The sequence below is a fragment of the Streptomyces sp. G45 genome (genome assembly GCF_049542095.1).
Lineage (GTDB): Bacteria > Actinomycetota > Actinomycetes > Streptomycetales > Streptomycetaceae > Streptomyces.
Window position 1 is genome coordinate 3,352,646 of the sequence record NZ_JBMUZU010000001.1, and the last position, 16,546, is coordinate 3,369,191.

14 protein-coding genes and 1 pseudogene are annotated in these 16,546 nt (G+C 74.0%); 3 read left to right on the plus strand and 12 right to left on the minus strand.

Features of this window, described 5'->3' with window-relative positions; all coding sequences use genetic code 11:
• The first annotated feature begins 335 nt into the window (after positions 1–335).
• Complete coding sequence (locus tag ACOBQU_RS13485) at positions 336–1,190, plus strand: transglutaminase-like domain-containing protein (RefSeq protein ID WP_423626938.1); 855 nt, start codon at positions 336–338, stop codon at positions 1,188–1,190.
• A 59-nt stretch (positions 1,191–1,249) separates the two neighbouring features.
• Complete coding sequence (locus ACOBQU_RS13490; protein WP_423626940.1) at positions 1,250–2,104, plus strand: SirB1 family protein; 855 nt, start codon at positions 1,250–1,252, stop codon at positions 2,102–2,104.
• A gap of 81 nt (positions 2,105–2,185) precedes the next feature.
• Here the strand turns inward: ACOBQU_RS13490 and ACOBQU_RS13495 are convergent, their stop codons facing one another.
• The 8 genes from ACOBQU_RS13495 to ACOBQU_RS13530 form a co-directional block, all read right to left on the minus strand.
• Positions 2,186–2,842 (minus strand): response regulator transcription factor, encoded by a 657-nt coding sequence (locus ACOBQU_RS13495; RefSeq protein ID WP_423626942.1) that lies wholly within the window; start codon positions 2,840–2,842, stop codon positions 2,186–2,188.
• Complete coding sequence (locus tag ACOBQU_RS13500; protein WP_423634448.1) at positions 2,839–4,083, minus strand: sensor histidine kinase; 1,245 nt, start codon at positions 4,081–4,083, stop codon at positions 2,839–2,841. The genes ACOBQU_RS13495 and ACOBQU_RS13500 overlap by 4 nt, the downstream gene beginning before the upstream one ends.
• 29 nt (positions 4,084–4,112) lie before the next feature.
• Entirely contained in the window at positions 4,113–4,859 is a 747-nt protein-coding gene (locus ACOBQU_RS13505; RefSeq protein ID WP_423626944.1) for an ABC transporter permease, read from the minus strand.
• Positions 4,856–5,803: an ABC transporter ATP-binding protein gene (locus ACOBQU_RS13510; protein WP_423626946.1), complete on the minus strand. Its 948-nt coding sequence runs from the start codon at positions 5,801–5,803 to the stop codon at positions 4,856–4,858. The genes ACOBQU_RS13505 and ACOBQU_RS13510 overlap by 4 nt, the downstream gene beginning before the upstream one ends.
• 237 nt (positions 5,804–6,040) lie before the next feature.
• Positions 6,041–8,158 carry a hypothetical protein gene (locus tag ACOBQU_RS13515; protein ID WP_423626948.1) on the minus strand — a complete coding sequence of 706 codons (2,118 nt, stop codon included), beginning with the start codon at positions 8,156–8,158 and terminating at the stop codon, positions 6,041–6,043.
• 140 nt (positions 8,159–8,298) lie between these two features.
• Positions 8,299–8,835 (minus strand): DUF6113 family protein, encoded by a 537-nt coding sequence (locus ACOBQU_RS13520; RefSeq protein WP_423626950.1) that lies wholly within the window; start codon positions 8,833–8,835, stop codon positions 8,299–8,301.
• A complete protein-coding gene (gene mshB / locus ACOBQU_RS13525; protein ID WP_423626952.1) occupies positions 8,832–9,758 on the minus strand; it encodes an N-acetyl-1-D-myo-inositol-2-amino-2-deoxy-alpha-D-glucopyranoside deacetylase in 927 nt (308 codons plus the stop codon). Before mshB ends, ACOBQU_RS13520 begins: the two co-directional genes overlap by 4 nt.
• A 131-nt stretch (positions 9,759–9,889) precedes the next feature.
• The gene (locus tag ACOBQU_RS13530; RefSeq protein ID WP_423626953.1) at positions 9,890–10,084 is read right to left on the minus strand and encodes a hypothetical protein; all 195 of its coding nucleotides are present in this window, start codon (positions 10,082–10,084) and stop codon (positions 9,890–9,892) included.
• A 171-nt stretch (positions 10,085–10,255) separates the two neighbouring features.
• Between ACOBQU_RS13530 and ACOBQU_RS13535 the strand changes: the two genes are divergently transcribed.
• Complete coding sequence (locus tag ACOBQU_RS13535; protein ID WP_423626955.1) at positions 10,256–12,433, plus strand: prolyl oligopeptidase family serine peptidase; 2,178 nt, start codon at positions 10,256–10,258, stop codon at positions 12,431–12,433.
• A 174-nt stretch (positions 12,434–12,607) separates the two neighbouring features.
• Here the strand turns inward: ACOBQU_RS13535 and ACOBQU_RS13540 are convergent, their stop codons facing one another.
• The 4 genes and pseudogenes from ACOBQU_RS13540 to ACOBQU_RS13555 form a co-directional block, all read right to left on the minus strand.
• On the minus strand, positions 12,608–13,630 hold the full coding sequence (locus tag ACOBQU_RS13540) for an ABC transporter ATP-binding protein (RefSeq protein WP_423626956.1): 1,023 nt from the start codon (positions 13,628–13,630) through the stop codon (positions 12,608–12,610).
• The gene (locus ACOBQU_RS13545) at positions 13,623–14,654 is read right to left on the minus strand and encodes an ABC transporter ATP-binding protein (protein WP_423626958.1); all 1,032 of its coding nucleotides are present in this window, start codon (positions 14,652–14,654) and stop codon (positions 13,623–13,625) included. Before ACOBQU_RS13545 ends, ACOBQU_RS13540 begins: the two co-directional genes overlap by 8 nt.
• Before the next feature lie 5 nt (positions 14,655–14,659).
• Positions 14,660–15,627: pseudogene (locus ACOBQU_RS13550) on the minus strand (ABC transporter permease).
• On the minus strand, positions 15,620–16,543 hold the full coding sequence (locus ACOBQU_RS13555; RefSeq protein WP_423626960.1) for an ABC transporter permease: 924 nt from the start codon (positions 16,541–16,543) through the stop codon (positions 15,620–15,622). Before ACOBQU_RS13555 ends, ACOBQU_RS13550 begins: the two are co-directional and overlap by 8 nt.
• Positions 16,544–16,546: the final 3 nt, after the last annotated feature.

A 16,546-nucleotide genomic window follows, 5' to 3' on the forward strand; every position in this document is an offset into this window, starting at 1 on the left:
TGAGCGGCCACGCTCCCCCGCGGCCCCTGTGACGGCACGGCGCCGCACGACGCAGACAGCAGCGGAACCCCGTGGGCGATCGTCCCCCAGCGGCCGCCCCGGCCCACGTCCCACGAACGGTGCGTGGCCCGTACGGATCCTCAGGGACCCGCCGAGCCCCGTACGGACGTAGGGGCGTCCGTACAGGCAGGGATACGAAAGTCGCGGGGGACCCGTACGGCGCGCACGGCGCACAGCCGGGCACGCGTACGACGAACAGAGCACGGGAAGCAGCACCACCGGCACCACCGTCCCGGCCCCGCCGGACCGGCCCACACAGAAACGACGAGGCAGGGATGCGCGCACAGCCCGCGAAGTCCAGTGAATGGCGGCGCAGGTTCGCCGACGAGGCCCGGTCGGAGCGGCCCGACCTGTCCTTGCTGTGCCTGCTCCTGAGCGGGGAGGCGGACCCGGCGCTCGACGAGGCGGGCATCGACGCCGCGCAGATCGAGCTGGACAAGCTGGCGGGCGAGCTGCCGTTCCGGCCGGGCGGGCCGCGCGCGTGGGCCGAGGCGGTGGCCGAACTCCTCGGCGGGCGGCACGGGTTCCACGGCACGGCCGCCGACTACCAGCGCCTGGAGTCCTCGCTGCTGCACGAGGTGCTGCGGCGCAAGCGGGGCCTGCCGATCCTGCTCTCGGTGCTGTGGATGGAGGTCGCGCGCCGCGCCGGGGCGCCGGTGTACGGGGTGGCCCTGCCCGGGCACTTCGTCGTCGGCTTCGGCAGCCCCGAGGCGTACGGCAGGCCGGAGCAGGTCCTGGCCGACCCCTTCAACGGCGGAAAGCTGCTCACCAGCGAGGACGCCGAGCAGCTGGTGGCGCAGACGACGGGCGGCAAGCTCAACCCGTCGCTGCTGGCGGCGGCCGACCCGCTGAACATCATGCTGCGCATCCTCAACAACATCCGCGCCTGGGCGGCGGCCCGCTCGGAGCGCTCCCACGTGGCACTGTGGGCCCTGGAGCTGTCCCTGCTGCTGCCCGCGCACCCGGCGCGGCTGCGCTACGAACGGGCCCAGCTCCTGGTGGAGCGCGGTGACTTCCTCACGGGCGCGCGCGGCCTGGAGGAGTACGCGGACATCGTGGCCGCCATCGAGCCGACGACCGCGGAGCGGGTGCGGCAGCAGGCGCGGGCGGCCCGCGCGAAGCTCAACTGACGCCGCCCCGGCCGCCGTGGCGACCACTAGCGATCGGCCCGGCAGGGCACCAGGGACGTATGCATCCCCGACCTGTCAGGACCGGGCGCCGGCGCCGGGCCTTCGCCGCCGAGGCGCGGGCCGAGCGGCCCGACGTGGCCCGACTGTGCCTGCTGATCGGCGCGGAGGCGGACCCCGCGCTCGGCGACGCGGGCATGGCGGCGGCGCTGCGGCGGCTCGACCAGCTGGCGGCGCTGCTGCGGCCCCGGCCCGGCGGCCCCCACGAGTGGGCCGTGGCGCTCGCCGAACTCCTGGGCGGGGCCTACGGGTTCCGGGGCCGCCCGGGTGACTACCAGCGCCTGGAGTCGTCCCTGCTGCACGAGGTGCTGCGGCGGCGCCGGGGCCTGCCGATCCTGCTCTCGGTGCTGTGGATGGAGGTCGCGCGCCGCGCCGGGGCGCCGGTGCACGGGGTGGCCCTGCCCGGGCACTTCGTCGTCGGCTTCGGCAGCCCCGAGGCGTACGGCAGGCCGGAGCCGGTGCTCGCCGATCCGTTCGGCGGGGGGCGGGTGCTGAGCTGCGCGGACGCCCAGCTCCTGGTCGCGGGGGCGACGGGGGCGTCGCTCGATCCGGCGATGCTGCGGCCCGCCGAGCCGCTGGACATCGTGCTGCGGGTCCTGAACAACATCCGGGTGTGGGCCGCCGCCCGCCCCGAGCGCGCCGACGTCGCCCTGTGGGCCGTCGAGCTGTCCCTGCTCCTTCCGTCGCCCGCGCACCGGCTGCGCTACGACCGGGCGCTGCTCCTGGTGCAGACCGGTGACTTCCCGGCGGGGGCCGTGGAGCTGGAGCGGTACGCGCAGACGCTCACCGCCACCGACGAGGCGGCCGCGGAGCGGGTGCGGCGGCAGGCGCGGGCGGCGCGGGCACGGCTCAACTGACGGGCCCGCGGGCCGGACGCCGGGCTCCGCGGGTCAGGCGGACTGAGTCAGGCGGACTGAGTCACGCGGCGGGCCCGCGGGTCACAGCCAGCCCTTGTCGCGGGCGACCCGGACCGCGTCGGCGCGGTTGCGGGCGGCCAGCTTCTGGATGGCCGTCGACAGGTAGTTGCGCACCGTGCCCTGGGAGAGGTGCAGGGCGGCGGCCAGCTCGGCGTTGGTGGCGCCGTCGGCGGCGGCGCGCAGCACCTCGCGCTCCCGGTCGGTGAGCGGGTTGGCGCCCTCGGCGAGCGCGGCGGCGGCCAGCGTCGGGTCGATGACCCGCTCCCCCGCGAGGACCCGGCGCACGGCGTCGGCGAGCTGCGCGGCGGGCGCGTCCTTGACCAGGAAGGCGACCGCCCCGGCCTCCATGGCGCTGCGCAGATAGCCGGGGCGGCCGAAGGTGGTCAGCACGACGACCTTCACCTCGGGCAGCTCGGCGCGCAGTTCGGCGGCGGCCTCGATGCCGGTGCCGCCGGGCATCTCGATGTCGAGGAGCGCCACGTCCACGGCGTGGGCGCGCGCCGCGGCGAGCACCTCGTCGCCCCGGGCGGCCTGCGCGACGACCTCGATGTCCGGTTCCAGGCCGAGCAGCGCCGCGAGCGCCTCCCGGACCATCGACTGGTCCTCGGCGAGCAGCACCCTGACGGTGCCGCCGGGTCCCGGTGCCGACCCGCTGGCGGGCCCTTTCGTGCCGGTCATGCGGGAGATCCTAGAGCCGAGGCGGCGCCGTCCCGCGCCGGGTCCGGCTCCAGCGGCACCCGCGCGGTGAGCCGGAAGCCGGGGTGCCCCTTGCGCCGCTCGCCCCGCGCCGGGCCCCGCTCCGAGGCCGGGCCGACGTCGAGGGCGCCGCCGACGGCCGCCAAGCGTTCGGTGAGCCCCGTGAGGCCGTTGCCGTGCGGGACGGCGGGCGTCACGCCGTGCGCGGGCCCCACGCCGTCGTCCTCGACGGTCAGCTCCAGGACGGGGCCCGCGAGGGTCTGCCGCGAGGCGAGCGTCACCGCGCAGTTCCGGGCGCCGCTGTGCCGGACCACGTTGGTCACCGCCTCGCGCAGCGCCCAGGCGAGCGCGGCCTCCCGCTCCTCGTCGGGCGCGGGCCCCTCCCCCGGCGGCTCCAGGGGCACGTGGGCGTCGATGCCCGCGGCGAGGAGTGCCGTGCGGGCCCCGGCGAGCTGGCCGGGCAGGGTGAGCCTGCGGTAGCCGGTGACGGCGGCCCGCACGTCCACCAGGGCCTGGCGGCTGACCTGCTCGATGTCGGCGACCTGCTGGGCGGCCTTGTCGGGCTGGCCGGGCAGCATGCGCCCGGCCAGCTCGCTCTTCAGGGTGATCAGGGACAGCGAGTGGCCGAGCAGGTCGTGCAGGTCGCGGGCGAGGCGCAGCCGCTCCTCGTTGGCGGCGAGCTGGGCGACGGTGGCTCGGGCCTGCCGCAGCTGGACCGTCGTACGGATGAGGTGGCGCACGCCCGTCATCGCGTACCCGACCAGGAGCGTCGTCACGCCGAGCCCCATGACCAGGTCAACGGCGCGCACCCCGTGCGCGTACACGCCGATCACCAGCATCAGGGCGGTGACGCCGGGGATGACCCAGGCGGCCTGCCGGGTGGGCAGGACAGCGCCCGCCGATACCGCGACGTACACCCACAGGCCGAGCCAGGCGGCGTCCATGCCGGTCGACAGGGCGGCGGCGAGGGCCACCAGGGCGCCGAGCGTCGCGTGCACCAGGCGCCACCGCTCGACCTTCAGGGTGTAGCGGAACACCAGCACCAGGTAGCAGCCGACGAACGCGCCGAGCCCCAGCCAGCCGAGCACGGTCGCGGCGAGCGGGCGCCCGCCCTCCACCAGGTCCCGCACCGGCGCGGCCATGAAGACCAGCCAGATGCCGATCCAGCCGAGCTTGGCGCGGGCCTGGCGGCGGCTCAGGTCGCCCTGTCCGAAGGTGTGCATGGGGTGGCGGTCGAGGTGCGGTGCGTCGTTCACGCCTTCAGTGTGTCCTTCCGGTACAGCCAGGCCGCGGCGCCCGCGAAGAGCGCGCAGTACGCGGCCAGCAGCAGCACGTCCCGGGCGTGCGGGGCGTCGCCCAGCTCGATGGACCGGCCGAGGGCGGCGTACGCGTGCGTGGGCAGCCACTCGGCGAGGTCCCGCAGCCAGCGCGGGAACGTCGTCGCGGGCATCCACAGGCCGCCGAGCAGCGACAGGCCGAAGTACAGGATCATGCTGATGGGCCGCACGGTGTCGCCGGTCGCGAGGTAGCCCACGGCCACGCCGAGCGCGGCGAAGCACAGGCTGCCCGCCCAGATCGCGCCGGTCAGCGCGAGCCACTGCCAGGCGTCCAGGCGCACGCCCTTGACCACGGCGCCGGCGGCGAGGACGAGCACGATCGACGGCAGGCTGATCACGGCGGCGCTGGCCGTCTTCGCCAGGACGTAGCCGCGGCCCGGCAGGCTGGTCAGGCGCAGCTGCCGCACCCAGCCGCTCTCGCGCTCCTTGGCGATGCGCTCGCTGTTGCCCATCAGGACGGCGGTGAGCGCCCCGAACGACGCCATCGACACCATCATGAACGCGGGCACGCTCAGGTCGGTGCCGCCGACCCTGCTGGACGCGTCCTGGCTGCCGGAGACGATCAGGAACAGGAGCACCGGATAGAGCACGGAGAAGAACAGGAACTTCTTGTTGCGCAGGGACCGGCTGATCTCCAGCCGGACGAGGGAGCCGCTCTTCATGCCGCCTTGGCCTCCTCAGCCGTCGTGATCGCGACGAAGGCCTGCTCCAGGCCGAGGCCCGCGACCTCCAGGTTGCGCGGGTACACGCCGAGCCCGTACAGCGCGTGCACGGTCGCGTCGGCGTCGGTGGACCGCAGCCGGACCGTGCGGCCCGACACGTCGAGGCCGGTGACGCAGGGCAGCGCGCGCAGCCCGCGGACCGTGTCGGCGGCCGCGGCACCGCCGGGGCCGCCGGGTCCGCCCAGCTCCTCCAGGTCGAAGCTGACCTTGCGGGCGCCCGCCATGGCCTTGATGGCGGTGGCGGAGCCGTCCGCGAGGAGCCGCCCGCGGTGCAGGACGAGGACGCGGTCGGCGATGGCGTCGGCCTCCTCCAGGTAGTGGGTGGCGAACAGCACCGCGCGGCCCTGGTCGGCCTGCTCGCGGATGGTCGCCCAGAACGCCTGCCGGGCCGTGACGTCCATGCCGGTGGTCGGCTCGTCGAGCACGATCAGGTCGTTGGCGCCCGCCGTCGCGAGCGCGAACCGCACACGCTGCTCCTGGCCGCCGGAGAGCTTGTTGACCTTGCGGTCCGCGATCTCCGTGATGCCCGCGCGGGCCAGCACGTCGCCCGCCCGGTGGGGCCTCGGGTGCAGGTCGCAGGCGAGGCGGACCAGCTCCCGCACGGTGACCTCGTCCATGAGCCCGCCGCTCTGCAGCATCGCGCCGACCTTCCCCGCGGTGATGGCCTCGCGGGGGCTGGTGCCGAACACGCTCACCGTGCCGCTGTCCGGGCGCCTGAGCCCGAGCAGCAGGTCGAGGGTGGAGGACTTGCCCGCGCCGTTCGGCCCGAGCAGCGCCACGGTCTCGCCCGGGTGCAGGGTGAGGGTGAGCCCGTCGACGGCCCGGACATCGCCGTACGCCTTGGTCACCCGGTCGAAGGTGACGGCGTTACCTGTCGTCTTCATGCCCCCATCGTTGCTGGTCAGGGGGGTGCGGCGGCAGTGTCGTCCGTGCCGTTCCCGGGATGACAGATGTCATGTCCGCCGGATGACAGCTGCTTGGCGATGTCCTGTCACGGGGACAGGCGCACAGACGAAACACGGGGACAGGCGCGCAGACGAAAGCCGGACGGGCCGGGGGAAATCCCGCCCGTCCGGCACAGGTGGACGAACCCGGCGAAGCCGGTGGTCCGGCGGCGGCCGTCAGCTGGGGTTGGTCTCGATCGTCACGATCCGCTCCGCGGGCGTCTTGCCGCGCAGGGCCTTGGCCATGGCCTGCGCGACGTCCGTCGGCTGGACCGGTGTCTTCTCGCCGTTGCCGCGCTGGATCAGGACGCCGTCGAACGTGCTGCCGTAGAGCGCCTTGAGGGCCTTCAGGTCGTACGTCTCGACGAGCTTGCCGTCGACGACCTTCACGCCGAGCACCTGCGGCAGCGACCTGGCCGGGCCGAGCGGGATGCCGCCGCCGCTCTCCGTCTTGATGGTGACGTTGCCGGACATGGCGGGCTTGGCGAAGGTCCGCATGAACCGGTCGACCTCGGCGTCGGAGACCTTCGGGCTGCGGTTGGTGACGGGCACGGCGACGCTGCCCGCGCTGCCGGTCTCGACCTGCTTCTTGTACGCCTGAGCGACCGCGTCCGAGGCCTTGTCGGCGTCGATGCCCTTGCCCGCCTTGCCGTAGACGGCGACGGCCTTGCCGGGCACGAACTTGACCGTGCCCTCCTTGGCGGAGCCGGAGCCGCCCGCGGCGCGCTCCAGGGCGGCCGCCAGCTTCTCCTCGTCGACCGGCATCTCGGGCTCGACGACGCGCTCGCCGCCGAACAGGCCGCCGATCACCGACACGGGGTTGTAGTCGCTGCCCGCGGCGGAGCGGACCGTGGCCTGGCTGTCGAGGGTGAGCCCGGCCTGGTCGGGGCGCAGGGAGACCTGCTCGCCGCCGACGGACAGCTTCAGCGGCTTGTTGATCCGCTCGCCGAGCGCCGCGTCGATCTTCTTGACGGCCTCGTCGCGGGTGCCGCCGCCGATGTCGACGCCGAGGACGGTGGTGCCCTTCGGCACGTCGGCGTGGTTCATGAGCAGCCCCGCGCCGTACGCGCCGCAGCCGAGGACGACGACCACGCCGACCAGCAGGACCAGCTTGCTGCGGCCCTTCTTCTTCGGCGCCGGGGCGGCCGGGCCGCTGGACTTGGGCGGCTCGGGCAGCTTCGGCGGCGTGTGCGGCTGCGGCTCGTCGGGCTGCCCGCCGGGGGCGAACGGGGAGCCCGGCGCGCCCTGGCCGGTGTGCGGCGGGACGACCGGGATGCCGCTGTTGAGGGTGTCCCCGGAGACATTGCCACCGGGAACGCCCGGGGCGCCCGGGGTGCCGGGGCCGCCAGGGGCACCGGAGGCGGGCGGGCGCGGGCCGCCGTGACCCGGGCCGGGGCCCGGCGCGGGCTTCTGCGGCGTGAGGATGGCGGTGTCGTCGCTCATCCGGCCGGGGCCGCCGGGCGGGCCCGCGAGCGGATCGGTCAGCGGGTCGGGCAGCGGATCGGTGAGGGGGTCCGTGAGCGGGTCGGATCCGGCGGGCGGCTCGGGCGGCAGCATCGGGCCGTCGCCGGTCACCGGGCCGCCGGTGGGGCCGTCGGGCCCGGGGTACCCGCCCTGCGGCGCGCCGGGGCCGCCGGAGCCGAGCGGCCCGGCCGCGACCGCGCCGGACACGTCGAAGCCACCGGAGCCGGAATCACCCGAACCGGTGGCCGGGGCGGACGGCGTCTTCGGACTCTTGCGCGGCGCGAACCAGTCGCTGGTCTTGCCGTCGTCGCCCGCGCCCCCGCCGCCCACCGAGTCGTCGGCGGCGGCGCGCGGAGCCCCCGACGCGGCGCCGGAAGCCGAGCCGCTGGCCCCGCCGTCACGCTCGGCGCCACCGGAGCGGCTGGAGAGACCGGAAGCCGTGCCGGTCACGGAGGGTGCGGTCGGCACGGAAGGCGCCGCGGGCGCCGCGGGCGCCGAGGAGGAGAGCGCCGAGGCGCCGCTGAGGGCGCCCACGCCGGATCCCGCGTCGTCGGGACCCGCGCCGGTGTCGGCGTCGCCGTCGGCGTCGCCCACGGGCTTGCGCATGACGACGGGCGGGATCGGCCGCGACCCGGGGATGTTGATCCGGATGCGGGTGGTCAGCGTGGTCTCGGTCTTGGGTTCGCCGGACCGCTCGTCGCCGGGCCGGGCTCCGTCCGCGCCGGGCGCGATGCCCTGGGTGGGCGAGCCGTACGGCGGCGTACCCGAGGGATACGCGGCACCCGAGCGCCCCTGGGGACCGGAGGACGAACTGTCAGTTTCACGACTCAAGGCAGGTTCTCCTGGTTGGCTCCGCCGCCCGTCTCGACCACTCGGGCGGCTCGGCGGCGCGCACCACCATACTGGCCGCGCTCGGCGGTCATCCCGTGACCGGCGTCAAACCCCTGCGGGACACGGGCCGAAGTGGTACGTCACTTGCCAAGTCGGGCGGTGGACGACCCCGGTTGCGGTCGCTGCCAGAGCGTGGCACACATCACAGCCACGCCCATACCGCCCAGCAGGAAGGCGTACGAGCCGAGTCCGGCGCCGAACACGAAGTCGCCCTCCGGGCGCGTCGCCGTGAGCAGCATGACGGCGACGAGCCAGCCCGCGGCGGGCGCGACCGCCCCGCCTCTGGTGCCGGTCGCGCACGAGCCGCCGTAGAAGGCACCGGCCGTGCCGACCAGCGCGAGCAGCAACCCGCCCGGGAACCAGCCCTGTTGGACGAGGGCGCCCGCGACGCCGACGACCGCGCCAAGCAGGAACAGCCCGGCGTAGGCGACCAGGCGGACGCCGTTCAGCGGCTGCGCGAGGAACCCGCCGGGCGCCGCCTGCTGGGCGACGGGAGCGCCCTTGGCCCCGGACGCGGCCTTCGCCGGGCCGGAGGCCCTGGTCCCCGCGGCGCCCTTGGCGGAGCCCTTCGGCGCCGAGGAGGAGGAAGAAGAGGAAGCCCTGGACCGCGTACTCACTGCGCCACCTCTCCGTGGTGTCCGTGGTCCCCGAGGCCGAGCCCCGCGAACAGATCCGTCTCGCGCGCTCCGTCCACCGCGCTCGCCTCGCCTCTCACCAGCTCGTAGTACTCCACGTCGAAGATCGGCTGGGCCAGGTGGTTGGACAGCACGAACAGCGGCCCGTCCACCTCGATCTGCGTGGCGTGCGCCCGCATGGCCGCCGCCTTCGCCGCGGCGAAGGCCCGTCCGTCGATCTCCGTCGTGATCCGTTCGTCGTCCGTCACGCCGGGTACGTCGGCGACGGTGGCCGGGGTCGTGAACGACGAGGCCACCAGCGCGTCCGCAAGCCCGCGGAACGCCTCTTCGACGACCGTGCGCGGCGCCCGGTTCCAGTAGACCTTGGCGATCGTGTGCGGCGCGCCCAGGTCGGCGCGGAAGGAGGGCTCGCCCGCGAGGTCGGCCGCGCGCATGGCGACGCGGTGGGCCTGGATGTGGTCGGGGTGGCCGTAGCCCCCGTCGGGGTCGTAGGTGACCAGGACCTGCGGGCGCACCTCGCGGATCACCTCGACCAGCGACGCCGCGGCCTCGTCGACGTCGGCGGACCAGAAGGCGCCGTCGCGGTGGTTCTGCTCGGCGCCCATCATGCCGGAGTCGCGGTAGCGGCCCGCGCCGCCGAGGAAGCGGTGGTCGGTGACGCCGAGCGCCTTCATCGCGGCGGCCAGCTCGCCGACGCGGTGCGCGCCGAGGGTGTCCTCGCGGTCGGGCGCGAGGTGCGCCAGCTCGGCCGGGATGACCTCGCCCTCCTCGCCGAGCGTGCAGGTCACCACCGTGACGTGGGCGCCTTCGGCCGCGTACCTGGCCATGGTGGCGCCGTTGTTGATCGACTCGTCGTCGGGGTGCGCGTGCACGAGGAGCAGGCGCCGGGCGGGCAGTTCCGTCATGGGAACAGCCTACGAGTCCGACGCGCCCCTGCCGCGCGCCGACCGCGCGCGCCCGTGCCTGACCGCCGCTGCCGCGCACGCCCGCCGGTGACCACCGGACGGGCCCCCGCGGCAGCGGCGGCCGGACGCGGTCAGAACTTTATGTCCTCGATCACGTTGGCGAGGTTGTTCGACAGTTCGTCGATGGTCGGAGCCATCGACGAGCTCGCCAGATAGAAACCGAGCAGGCCGCAGACGATCGCGTGAATCGTCTTGAGCCCCTGCTTCCGCACCAGCATGACCACGATGATGGCCAGCAGCAGCACCACCGAGACGGACAGCACCACGGCGGATCACCTCCCACTTCCCCAAGCCGCACCCCAGCCCTGCCGGCGGAAGTCCTACCCCGACCGCCAGCAAGGTCATACCCACCACGCGCTACGGATCATAACTATCCGACGGACAGCATGAGTCGAAGCACCGAAGCACGTGGGTCGCACGCCGCCTAGGCTCGGAGGATGACCACCGAGATCCCCGAATCCCCCGGCCCCGTCGACAGTTCGGCCGGGCGGCTCTCCTTCCCGCGACAGCATGCCCGCACGCAGCGCTTCTCACTCGGGGCGCCCCGCGCGTTCACCGTGGCGCCGGACGGCTCGCGGGTCGTCTTCACGCGCTCCGCGTCCGGCACCGACCGCGCGAACCAGCTGTGGGTCCTGGACCTCGCGGACGGCGCCGACGGCGGCGAGCGGATCGCCGCCGACCCCGGCGTGCTCCTGGGCGGCTCGTCGGAGCGCCTGTCCGCCGCCGAGCGGGCCCGGCGCGAGCGCACCCGCGAGGGCGGCGCGGGCATCGTCGGCTACGCCACGGACGCGGCCGTGGAGCTGGCCGCCTTCGCCCTGTCGGGCCGCCTGTTCACCGCGGAGCTGCGCGCGGGCACGGCCCGCGAACTGCCCGTGCCGGGCCCGGTGATCGACCCGCGCCCCTCCCCCGACGGCCGTCATGTCGCGTACGTCGCCCAGGGCGCCCTGCGCGTCACGGCGGCCGACGGCACGGGCGACAGGGCCCTGGCCGCGCCGGAGGCCGCCGAGGCGGACACGGTGACGTACGGGCTCGCGGAGTTCATCGCGGCCGAGGAGATGGACCGGCACCGGGGCTTCTGGTGGTCACCGGAGTCCGACCGGCTGCTCGTCGCGCGGGTCGACGACGCGCCCGTGCGGCGCTGGTGGATCGCCGACCCCGCGCACCCGGACCGGGAGCCGGTGCCGGTCGCGTACCCGGCGGCGGGCACCGCCAACGCGGACGTGCGGCTCTTCGTGGTGGACCTGGACGGCGCGCGCACCGAGGTCGTCTGGGACCGGGGCCGCTACCCGTACCTGGCGCGGGTGCACTGGTCGGCCAGCGGGGCGCCGCTGCTCCTCGTGCAGGCCAGGGACCAGCGCAGCCTGCTCTACCTGGCCGTGGACCCGGCCGACGGCTCGACCCGGATGGTGCACGCCGACGAGGACGAGGACTGGCTGGAACTGTTCCCCGGAGTGCCCTGCTGGTCGCCCAGCGGACAGCTCGTGCGGATCGCCGACGAGGGCGGCGCGCGGGTCCTCGCGGTGGGTGAACGGCCGCTCACCGGAGCGCAGTTGCACGTCCGCGCCGTCCTCGACGTGACCGACGACTCGGTCCTGGTCTCGGCGTCCGCGGGCGAGGGGGCCGACGACCCGGAGCTGGGCGAGGTCCATGTCTACCGCGTCAACGAACTCGGCGTGGAGCGGATCTCCCAGGAGCCCGGGGTGCACTCGGCGGTCCGGGCGGGCGACGTCACCGTGCTCGTTTCGGCCACGCTCGACCGCTCCGGCGCGCGGGTGCGGGTGCTGCGCGACGGCAAGGACGTGGCGACCGTCGCCTCGCACGCGCAGCAGCCGGTGCTCAGCCCCCGCGTGACGTTCACCGAGGCGGGCGCGCGCCGCGTTCCGAGCGCCGTGCTGCTGCCCACCGGGTACGACCCGGCGGACGGGCCGCTGCCGGTCCTCCTCGATCCGTACGGCGGCCCGCACGCCCAGCGGGTGCTCAAGGCGCGGAACATGTTCCTCACCTCGCAGTGGTTCGCCGAGCAGGGCTTCGCCGTCGTCGTCGCGGACGGCCGCGGCACGCCCGGCCGCTCCCCCGCCTGGGAGAAGTCGATCAAGGGCGACCTCACGCTGACCCTCGACGACCAGGTGGCGGCCCTGCACGCGCTCGCCGAGCGCTTCCCGCTCGACCTGTCCCGGGTCGCCATCCGCGGCTGGTCGTTCGGCGGCTACCTCGCCGGGATGGCCGCGCTGCGCCGCCCCGACGTCTTCCACGCGGCGGTCGTCGGGGCGCCGGTGACGGATCTGCGGCTGTACGACACCCACTACCAGGAGCGGTACCTGGGCGACCCGCGGACCTCCCCCGAGGCCTACCGGCACAGCTCGCTCGTCACGGACGACGGGCTCGTCGACCCCGCCGAGCCGCACCGCCCGATGCTCATCGTCCACGGCCTCGCCGACGACAACGTGGTCGTCGCGCACGCCCTGCGCCTGTCCTCCGCGCTGCTCGCCGCCGGACGGCCGCACGAGGTGCTCCCCCTCTCCGGGGTCACGCACATGACCCCGCAGGAACAGGTCGCCGAGAACCTGCTGCTCCTCCAGGTCGACTTCCTCAAGCGGTCGCTCGGCCTGGCGTGACACGGCGACCGGCCGGGGCGACATGGCGCGCCCCGGCCGGTCCGACGGCACCCGCACGGCCGTACGCCACCAGGGTGGCGCGCTCTCATGACGCCCCCGCGTCGCCGGGGTTGCACCCGTGTTTCGCCGCCAGGGAAAGCCCGTCCGGCGTTTGAGGCCCCCCCGCGAGGGTCCCTACGGCACTACCCGCTTCTCCTCCGCGAAGTGGCACGCCGAGTCATGGGCCGCCGGTCCGGCCACGGACCGGAACTCCGCCGGGACGGCGAGCAGCGGCACCTCAAGGGCACACCGCTCCCGCGCCTTCCAGCACCGCGTCCGGAAGCGGCAGCCGGACGGCGGATTCGCGGGCGAGGGCACGTCCCCGGAGAGGATGATCCGCTCGCGCCCCTCCCGCGCCTCGGGGTCGGGCACGGGCACCGCGGACAGCAGCGCCTGTGTGTAGGGGTGCGTCGGATGCTCGTAGATCTCCGCGTCCGTACCGATCTCGACGATCCGCCCGAGGTACATCACCCCGACCCGGTCGGAGATGTGCCGCACGATCGACAGGTCGTGCGCGATGAAGACGTAGCTCAGGTCGAACTCGTCCTGGAGGCGTTCGAGGAGGTTGACGACCTGGGCCTGGACGGACACGTCCAGGGCGGAGACGGGCTCGTCGGCGACGATGACCTCGGGCCGCAGCGCGAGCCCGCGGGCGATGCCGATGCGCTGGCGCTGGCCGCCGGAGAACTGGTGCGGATAGCGGTTGATGTACTCGGGGTTGAGGCCGACGACGTCCAGGAGTTCCTGGACCTTCGCGCGGCGCGAGCCCTTCGGCGCGACCTCGGGATGGATCTCGTACGGCTCCCCGATGATGTCGCCGACGGTCATGCGGGGGTTGAGGGAGGTGTACGGGTCCTGGAACACCATCTGGATGTTGCGGCGCACGGTTTTCAGGGCGCGGCCGGACAGCTTGGTGATGTCCTCGCCCTTGAAGCGGATCGCCCCGGCGGTCGGCCGCTCCAGGTTGACCAGCATCTTGGCGACGGTGGACTTGCCGCAGCCGGACTCCCCGACGATGCCCAGGGTCTCGCCGCGCCCGAGGTCGAAGTCGACGCCGTCGACGGCCTTGACCGCGCCGACCTGCTTCTTGATCAGGACGCCCTGCGTGAGCGGGTAGTGCTTGACGAGGCCCCGCACCTCCAGGATGGGCTCAGCCACGGAGGGTCTCCTTCCAGAAGTGGCAGGCGCTGCGCCGCTCGGCGGTCAGGCCCTCGTACGTGACCTTCGCGAGCGGCGGCTCCTCGGTGCGGCACACGTCCTGGGCCAGCGGGCAGCGGGGGTTGAAGGCGCAGCCGGGCGGGATGTTCATGAGGTTGGGCGGCAGGCCCTTGATGGCGTAGAGGTCCTGGCCCTTCTGGTCCAGGCGGGGGATGGAGTCGAGCAGGCCGCGGGTGTAGGGGTGGGCCGGGGCCTTGTAGATCTCGTGGACGGGCGCCTTCTCGACGATCCGGCCCGCGTACATGACGGCGATGGTGTCGGCGACGTCCGCGACCACACCGAGGTCGTGGGTGATGAGGATCAGGCCCATGTTCAGCTCCCGCTGGAGCTCGGCGAGGAGGTCCATGACCTGGGCCTGGACGGTGACGTCCAGGGCGGTCGTGGGCTCGTCGGCGATGATCAGCGCGGGTTCCAGGGCCAGCGCCATGGCGATCATGATGCGCTGGCGCATGCCGCCGCTGAACTGGTGCGGGTACTGGCCGACGCGCTCCTTGGCGGCGGGGATGCGCACCCGGTCCATCAGCTCGACGGCCTTGGCGCGGGCGTCCTTGCGGGACATGCCCCGGTGGACGACGAACATCTCGCCGAGCTGGTCGCCGACGCTCAGGACGGGGTTCAGGGAGCTGAGCGCGTCCTGGAAGATCATCGCCATGCCCGCGCCGCGGACCTTGCGCCGCTCCTCCTCCTTGAGCTTCAGCAGGTCCCGGCCCTGGAAGAGGATCTCGCCGCCGGTGACGCGGCCGGGCGGCATGTCGAGGATGCCCATGATCGCCTGGGCGGTGACCGACTTGCCGGAGCCGGACTCGCCGAGCACCGCGAGGGTCTCGCCCGCCGCGACGGCGTACGCGACCCCGTTGACGGCCTTGGCGACGCCGTCGCGGGTCTTGAACTCCACGTGCAGGTCGCGCACTTCCAGCAGGGGGGCCGCGGGCGCCGTGGGTTCCGTGGATGCCGTGTTCGCCATGGGCGCTACCTCAGCTTCGGGTCGAGGGCGTCGCGCACCGCGTCGCCGAGCATGATGAACGCGAGCACGGTCACCGCGAGGGCGCCCGCGGGCCACAGCAGCATGTGCGGGGCGTTGCGGATGTACGGGGAGGCGGCGGAGATGTCGATGCCCCAGCTCACGGTGGGCGGCTTCAGGCCGACGCCGAGGTAGGACAGGGTCGCCTCCAGCGCGATGTACGTGCCGAGCGCGATGGTGGCGACGACGATCACCGGGGCCACGGCGTTGGGCGCGATGTGGCGCAGCAGCATGCGGGAGTTCGAGGCGCCGAGGGCGCGGGCCGCCTGCACGTAGTCGTTCTGCTTGGCGGTGATCACCGAGCCGCGGGCGATGCGGGAGATCTGCGGCCAACCGAGCAGCACCATGAAGCCGATGACCGGCCAGACGGTGCTGGAGGTGACCACGGACAGCAGCACGAGGCCGCCGAGGACGACGGGGATGGCGAAGAAGATGTCCGTGACGCGGGAGAGGATCGCGTCCCAGACGCCGCCGAAGAAGCCCGCGAGCCCGCCGAGGACGCTGCCGAGGACCGCCACGCCGAGCGTGGCGCAGACGCCGACGGTGACGGAGGCCCGGGCGCCGTACACGGTCCGCGTGTAGACGTCGCAGCCCTGGCCGTCGAAGCCGAAGGGGTGGCCGGGCGAGGAGCCCTTCTGGGCGTTGGCCAGGTCGCAGTCCAGCGGGTCGCCGGAGGCGATCGCGGAGGGCCACAGGGAGACGAAGACCAGGAAGAGGATGATCAGGCCCGAGATCAGGAAGACCGGGTTGCGCCGCAGGTCGCGCCAGGCGTCGGACCACAGGCTGCGGGCGGGTGCGGCGGGTCCCCGCCGGGGCCGCCGGGGGCGAGGGTGGTGGCCTCGCTGGTCGCGAGGTCCATCGCCCCGCCCGCGCCGGTCCCGGCGATGGCGCCCTCGGGCTCGTGCGGCTCAGGCATAGCGGATCCTCGGGTCGAGTACGGCGTACAGGAGGTCGACGATCAGGTTGGCCGCCAGGAAGACGAGGACGAGTACGGTCACGAAGCCGACGACGGTCTGGGTGCTCTGCCGCAGGATGCCCTGGTAGAGCTGGTAGCCGACGCCGTGGATGTTGAAGATCCGCTCGGTGACGATCGCGCCGCCCATGAGGGCGCCCACGTCGGTGCCGATGAACGTGACGACCGGGATGAGCGAGTTGCGCAGCAGGTGGCGGACGACGACGCGGCGCCGGGGCAGGCCCTTGGCGACGGCCGTGCGGACGTAGTCGGCGCGGCGGTTCTCGGCGATGGAGGTCCGGGTGAGCCGGGTGACGTACGCGAGGGACACCGACGCCAGCACCAGGCCGGGCACGATCAGCTCGTCGACGGTGGCCTCGGCGGAGACGGCGGGCTTGATGACGCCCCACTCGACGCCGAGCAGCAGTTGCAGGAGCAGGCCGGTGACGAACGTGGGGACGGAGATGACGACGAGGGTGAGCAGCAGGACCGTGGTGTCGATGGGCTTGCCGCGCCGAAGGCCCGTCAGGACGCCCAGGCTGATCCCGATGACGATCTCGAAGACGATGGCGACGAGCGTGAGCCGGATGGTCACGGGGAACGCGTCCGCCATCAGCTCGGTGACCTTCTGCCCGTTGAAGGCGGTGCCGAAGTCGCCGGTGAAGACGTTGCCCATGTAGGTCGTGTACTGCTGCCACACGGGCTTATCGAGGCCGAACTCCTTCTTGAGCTGGGCGGCCGTCGCGGGGTCGCACTTGCGGTCGCCGCACAGGCCCGCGACGGGGTCGCCCATCACGTGCACCATCAGGAAGATCAGCAGGGTGGCGCCGAAGAAGACCGGGATCATCTGCAGCAGGCGCCGGATCACGTATCGGCCCATGGG